Source organism: Streptomyces sp. NPDC055078 (assembly GCF_053607985.1).
Map to the genome: position 1 here is coordinate 1 of NZ_JBSGUP010000480.1, position 6,283 is coordinate 6,283.

A 6,283-nucleotide genomic window follows, 5' to 3' on the forward strand; every position below is an offset into this window, starting at 1 on the left:
CGCCCTGGGGGGTCGCCGCCTGGCTGACCGGAATCGCGGTCCTGAGCACCGCCTGCTTCGCCGCGCTGCCGGAGACCCGGCCCGGGACAGCCCCGGCGGCGGCACCGGCGGCGCCCCCGGGGCGTACGGGCGAGGAGCCCGCTCCCGCGTGAGACCCCGCGTGAGCCGTACGCGCATGAGGCCCGTACGCGCGTGAGCCTCGCTCCTGTGCGAGCCCGCTCCCTGCGTGAGGCGCTCGCCCCCGCCTCCGCCGGAGCCACCGGACGCGCGGTGCGGGGAGGTGGAGCGATGCGCCTACGGATGCACGGATGTCAGGTACCGATCACATCGGTCGGCCGTTCGCGCAGGGCGATCCTGGCGGGCCACGCGGTGGCGGCCAGGGCGAGAGCCGCGGCGGTGGCCGTGATCGCCAGATAGACGCCGGGGGACATGGACGGGGCTGCCCGCCCCGTCATGCCGATGCTGAACGACGTGAGGGTGGCCAGCGCGATCCCGGTGCCCAGGACCACCGCCGTCAGCGCCACCGCCAGCGCCTCCAGCCGGAGCATCCGCAGCACCTGACGCCGGGTCAAACCGGTCAGGCGCAGCAGCGCGAACTCGCGTGCGCGGTCGGCGGTGGACATGGCCAGGGTGTTGACCGACGCGATCGTGGTGAAGGCCAGGATGAGACCCATGCCCACATAGGTGACCTCGGCGTTCTCCCGCTGGAGCGCCGCCCGCCGGTCAGCCGCGTGTCCGCTCTCCCGTACCGCGACGCCCGGGAAGTCCCGTACGGCCGCGGCCAGTTCCGTACGGCCGATTCCGCCGCCGTGCGGCTTCTCCGAGGTGGCGACCAGCAGCGAATCACCGAGCGGATTGTCGACATGCGCGGCCACCAGGCCGTGCGCCATGGTCAGGTCGCCGAAGCCGAGGCCGCGCCCGTAGACCGCGACGACGGTCAGGGTGACCGGGGTGCCGTCGCCGAGAACCAGTTTCATCGTGCTGCCGGGCCGCAGGCCCTTCCGGTCGGCGACCAGGTCGCTGACCGCGACGCCGCGTTCGTCGAGCCGGTCCAGCGAGCCCTCGGTGACCTCCGGATCCATGGTGGCGGACAGACCCTCAGGGGTGACGCCCTGGACGGTGTACTTGTCCAGACCGGGAGAGCGCACGGTGGTGCGCACCACCTCGGTGACCGCGGTCACCCCGGGGAGGGCACGGATCCGCTCGGCCGCCGCGCCCGGCACACCGGGACCCGGCGATTCGACCACCCAGTCCGCCCGCACGCCCTCCCTGACCTGCCGTTCGGCGGCGCTCCCCAGGGTGGTCTGGGCGAAGACGATGGTGCACGCCATGCCGACGAGCAGGGTGAGCGGCGTGATGACCGCGGAGAGCCGCTGGGCGTTCGCGCGGGCGTTGCGGGCCGCGAGGTGTCCCGCGACCCGGGACAGCCGCAGCGGAGCGCCCAGTACGGCCAGCGCTCCCCGGGCCGTCGCGGGACCGAGCAGCGCCAGCGCGACCGAGATCACCAGGACGACGAGGTAGGTCACGGGCATCGAGGCCGGCTCGGTGCGCAGCCCGCTCAGGACGACGAGCAGCACGATCCCGCCCGCCAGCAGAAGTGCCCCGGCGACGAGACGCCCCCGGGCGAGCCGACTGCTCTCGACCGAGGCTTCCGTCAGGGCCTCGGCCGGGCGGATACGGGTGGTACGGCGGGCCGAGATCCGCGCCGCCGCCCAGGACGCGAACACGGTCGCCGCGACGGCCGCGCCCACGGGGAACGGACCGCGGACGATCCCGAGGGTCTCCGGGATCGTCCCGAACCCGACGAACTTCGCGTGCAGCCAGGATGCGAGGGGCAGCCCGGCCACGGCGCCGAGCACACCCGCCACGCAGCCGATGAGCACCGCCTCGCGCCCGATCAGCCTCCGGACCTGCCGGGGCGTCGCCCCCACGGCCCGCAGCAGGGCGATCTCCCGGCGGCGCTGCTGGATCGACAGGGCGAAGGTGCCTGACACGACCAGGACCGCGACCAGCAGGCCGACGGCGCCCATGGCCCCGCCCATGCTGATCAGCTCGACCCGCGCCTTGGCGGCGTCGAGGAACTCCACCGGACCCCGGCCGCCGCCCGTGTTCACCTGCTCGCGGACACCCGGGGTCTCCCTGAGGGCCGCCGTCACCCTCCCGGCCAGCTCACGGGTGTTCACACCGGCCTCCGGCAGAACACCGACCACGGTGTACCCGCCGCCGTGCCCGGCGAGCCGCCGGGCCTCACCGGGAGTGAAGAAGATCGCGGCCTGTTCCACCGGTCCGCCGCGCGGAGTGGTGGCGACACCCACCACCGTGTAGGCCCCCGGCGCGCGCGTGGCCTGCACGGTGACCCTCGCACCGGGTTCCAGACCGGCGCGGGCGGCCAGTCCCCGGTCGACGACGATCTCCCGCGCGCCCCGGGGCGCCCGTCCCCGCTCGATCCGGAACGGGGTCAGCGCGGCCGAGGTCCAGGCGTGCCCCAGCGACTCCTTCCCGTCCGGGCCGCCCAGGAGCGCGCCGTCCCGGCCGGCCAGGACGGCGGGAAAGCCGATCTCCGGCACGGCGGCCCGCACCCCGGGGACCCTCGCGATCCGTTCGGCGGTGCCGGACGGCAGATGGACGCGCTCGCCGAGCGGCTTCGCCTTGTGCTTGGTCTTGTCGCCCTTCTTCTGCCGGTGGTGGACGTTCTGGTCGCCGGACACGACGATCGGCGTGCCCGCGTAGCGCTCGGTGCGGATCTCGCCGCGCAGCCCGGTCTCCAGCAGCGCACCGCACGCGCTCACCACGGCCGAGGCACACAGCAGCGCGAGAAACGCGCCGGCGAACCCCGCCCTGCGCGCCCTGAGGGTCGCCCACGCGTAACGCAGCATCAGTTCCACGCTCCGATACGGGTCATCCGGTCGGCGACCCGGTCGGCCGTCGGCGACGCCATCCGGTCGACGACGCGGCCGTCGGCGAGGAAGAGCACGGTGTCCGCGTACGAGGCGGCCACCGGGTCGTGCGTGACCATCACGACGGTCTGCCCGGAGCCGTCCACACAGGCCCGCAGCAGGGCGAGGATCTCCCTGGCCGTCACGGTGTCCAGCGCGCCCGTCGGCTCGTCACCGAAGATCACATCGGGGCTGGTGATCAGTGCCCGGGCGATGGCGACCCGCTGCTGCTGGCCGCCGGAGAGCCGGCCGGGCCGCGCCCCGGCCCTGCCCGCCAGCCCCACCCTGGTCAGGACCTCCTCAAGACGGCGGCGGTCGACCCGGGTTCCGGACAGCCGCAGCGGCAGCGTGACATTGTCCCGCACCGTCAGCGACGGCAGGAGGTTGAATGCCTGGAAGACGAAACCGACGCGCCGCCGCCGCAGGACGGTCAACCGGTTCTCGTCCATTCCGCTGAGTTCGGTGTCGCCGATCCACGACGCGCCGGAGGTCAGCCTGTCCAGGCCGGCCGCACAGTGCAGGAACGTGCTCTTGCCCGAGCCCGACGGTCCCATGACCGCGGTGAAGGTACCGGCGGGGATCGTGGCGGACACGGCGTCGAGCGCCCGGACCTCCCGGTCTCCGCGGCCGTACACCTTCGTCACCGCGTCGAGGCGGACGGCGGCGTGCGGCCCGGGGCTACGCATCGTCCTCACCCGTCCGGTCGGGGGCCGGGAAGGCCAGCAGGCGGGTGAGCACGGTCCGTGCCCCCTCAGGGGTCTCGCCGTCCGGCCGCTTGTACCGGTTGAGGAGCGCGATGTACTCCTCGAAGAAGTCGTGCAGTTCGTCGAGCGTCAGCCGGATCGTGCCGCGCGAGTACGGGAAGGCGTCCATCCACGCGCCCAGTTCGTCGCTCTCCCGCTGCAACTGCTCGAACAGCCGCAGGTCGGCGGCGTAGGCGAGCCGGTTCATCTCATCGACCACCGGACGTGTTCCGGCGTCCTGCTCACTGCGCGGCGGCAGCCGCAGATCCCCGGAGACGGCACGCCACCACCGTTCCCGGCTGTGGCCCCCCGGGCCCTCGGCCTCCGTCTCCTCGACGAAGCCGTGCCGGGCCAGCTCCCGCAAGTGGTAGCTGGTGGCACCGGTGTTGAGATCGAGCACCCGGGCCAGGGCGGCGGAGGTGGCCGGGCCGTGCACGGCCAGCTGTTCCAGGATCTGGAGTCGTCGGGGCTGGGCGAGGGCCTTGAGCCCGCTGAGGGACGGCGTGAACTTCATACGCACAGAGTGCTGTGCACAGATTCCTGTGCACGATCCGGCAGCCCCCCGTCCCGGGGTGGGGAAAACCCTACGGGGGACCTTCCGGCGAGGGGGCGCGGAGCCCGGCATCGGCCGCACGGCCCCGCCGGGGTCCCACCGCCCGGGCGGCCGGGCCCGGCAGACTCAGGGACCGTGGGCGATGAGCGGGTGCCCCTTGCCCCGGAGATCAACATGTAGTGCGATGTCGTGCATGAGAATGAGAAGCACCGCCGCACTGCTCGCCGCCCTGGTCGCGGCGCCACTCCTGACGGGGGCACCGGGCTCCCGTGCGGAGGCCGCGGAACCAGGCGTCGCCGGACCGTCCCCGCAGGCCGGTTCGCCCCCGGCGCTCGGCGTCGATCTGGACACCGTGACGATCCCGGAGCTGCAGGCCCGGATGGCGGAGGGTTCGTTAACGTCCTCGGCACTGACCACCGCCTATCTGTGGCGGATCAAGACCATCGATCCAAAGATCAACGCGGTGCTGCGCACCGACCCGACGGCCCTTCGGCAGGCGGCGGCGAGCGACGCCAGACACCGGCGCGGGGACACCCGGGGACCGCTCGACGGCATACCCGTGCTGCTCAAGGACAACGTGGACACCCGCGGTATGCCGACCACGGCCGGGTCGCTCGCGCTGGCCGGGGACCGGCCGGACAACGATGCCGGGCTGGTGACCCGGCTACGGGACGAGGGTGCGGTGATCCTCGGCAAGACCAATCTGTCCGAGTGGGCGAACTTCCGTGCGGCGAAACCGACATCGGGGTGGTCGGCCACGGGCGGGCAGACCAACAATCCCTACGTACTGGACCGGAACCCGTGCGGTTCGTCCTCCGGTTCCGCCGCCGCGCTCGCCGCGTCGCTGTCACAGGTGGCGATCGGCACGGAGACGGACGGCTCGATCGTGTGCCCGGCCGGGATGAACGGGGTGGTCGGCCACAAACCCAGCCTCGGCCTGGTCAGCCAGACAGGTGTGGTGCCCATCTCCGCCGAGCAGGACACCGCGGGGCCCATGGCACGCAATGTGGTCGATGCCGCGCTCACCCTCTCGGTGCTCGGCACGGGCGACACCGCGCGCTCCCTCGGCGCCCTGGACGGGCTGACGCACCCCGGCGGTCTGCGCGGCAAGCGGATCGGCCTGTGGCGGCTGCCGTCGCTCGGGCCCGAGGTGGACGCCGTGATGACCCGCACGGCGGACAGGCTGCGCACCGCGGGTGCCAAGGTGGTCGAGGTGACGCCCCCGTACCAGAACCGGCTCGCGGAACTTGAGTTCCCGGCGCTGCTCAGCGAGTTCCACCGGGACATCAACGCCTACCTCGCCACCCGCGACGGGCCCCGGAACCTCGCCGAACTGATCGAGTTCAACCGCACCCACCCGGCGGAGCGGACCTGTTTCGCGGGCCAGGAGCTGTTCGAGCAGGCCCTCGTCGCGCCTCCCACCACCGACCCCGGGTACCGGGCCATGCGCACCGAGCTGAAGGACCTCTCCCGGCGGTCGATCGACGAGACCATGGCCACCCATCGCCTGGACGCCATCGCCGCGCCGACGAACCCGCCCGCCTGGACGACCGATTGCGCCCGCGGCGACAACGACGTGATCCCGTCGTCCACCCCCGCGGCCGTGGCCGGGTACCCGTCCCTGTCCGTACCCGCCGGTTCTGTGAACGAGCTGCCCGTCGGCCTCCTGCTGATGGCCGGTGACCGCCAGGACGCCGAACTGCTGTCCCTGGGGGCCGCGGTGGAGCACCGGCTGGACGCCTGGCGGGCACCGCGCTATCTGCCGTCGGTGGGGAAGGGGTCCTGAGGGTCCGACGGCGGCCCGGCTGCTTGTACCCGGCGTCCCCCGGCTCGGGGTGCGTCCCGCCCCGTGGGTCCGGCTGAACGATCGCCGGGTGGCGGCCCGCCCGTACCCGCCACGGCACCGCGCCCCCTGCCGTCGCGTATCGCACACCGCCCCCTTGAACGCGCCTTGAATTCGCCCACCCCGCCCGGGGGCTCCGCCGTGACTCCGGCGCCCCGGCCGGGGTGGTCCGCGTGGCCCCGGCCGGGGGTCAGCCCCGGCCGGGGCG

Annotated in this window: 4 protein-coding genes; 1 reads left to right on the forward strand and 3 read right to left on the reverse strand. The window is 73.6% G+C overall.

The genetic code is table 11. The features are described 5' to 3' along the window. Positions 1 to 311: 311 nt before the first annotated feature. From ACWF94_RS29790 to ACWF94_RS29800, 3 genes are read right to left on the reverse strand one after another with little or no spacing between them, the layout of a single operon-like run. A complete protein-coding gene (locus tag ACWF94_RS29790) occupies positions 312 to 2,876 on the reverse strand; it encodes an FtsX-like permease family protein (RefSeq protein WP_453495253.1) in 2,565 nt (854 codons plus the stop codon). After that, entirely contained in the window at positions 2,876 to 3,622 is a 747-nt protein-coding gene (locus tag ACWF94_RS29795) for an ABC transporter ATP-binding protein (RefSeq protein WP_453495256.1), read from the reverse strand. Before ACWF94_RS29795 ends, ACWF94_RS29790 begins: the two co-directional genes overlap by 1 nt. Next, positions 3,615 to 4,193, reverse strand: coding sequence for a helix-turn-helix domain-containing protein (locus tag ACWF94_RS29800; RefSeq protein WP_453495259.1), 579 nt, complete (start codon positions 4,191 to 4,193; stop codon positions 3,615 to 3,617). Before ACWF94_RS29800 ends, ACWF94_RS29795 begins: the two co-directional genes overlap by 8 nt. A 232-nt stretch (positions 4,194 to 4,425) precedes the next feature. On the opposite strand from ACWF94_RS29800, the gene ACWF94_RS29805 reads away from it, so the two are divergent. Next, the gene (locus ACWF94_RS29805) at positions 4,426 to 6,018 is read left to right on the forward strand and encodes an amidase (RefSeq protein WP_453495262.1); all 1,593 of its coding nucleotides are present in this window, start codon (positions 4,426 to 4,428) and stop codon (positions 6,016 to 6,018) included. The last annotated feature ends 265 nt before the right edge of the window (positions 6,019 to 6,283 follow it).

What these genes read in the sequence shown, in the direction of transcription:
- ACWF94_RS29790 (WP_453495253.1), bottom strand. Translation starts at nt 2,876, where the DNA reads ATGCTGCGTTACGCGTGGGCGACCCTCAGGGCGCGCAGGGCGGGGTTC.
- ACWF94_RS29795 (WP_453495256.1), bottom strand. Translation starts at nt 3,622, where the DNA reads ATGCGTAGCCCCGGGCCGCACGCCGCCGTCCGCCTCGACGCGGTGACG.
- ACWF94_RS29800 (WP_453495259.1), bottom strand. Translation starts at nt 4,193, where the DNA reads ATGAAGTTCACGCCGTCCCTCAGCGGGCTCAAGGCCCTCGCCCAGCCC.
- ACWF94_RS29805 (WP_453495262.1), top strand. Translation starts at nt 4,426, where the DNA reads ATGAGAATGAGAAGCACCGCCGCACTGCTCGCCGCCCTGGTCGCGGCG.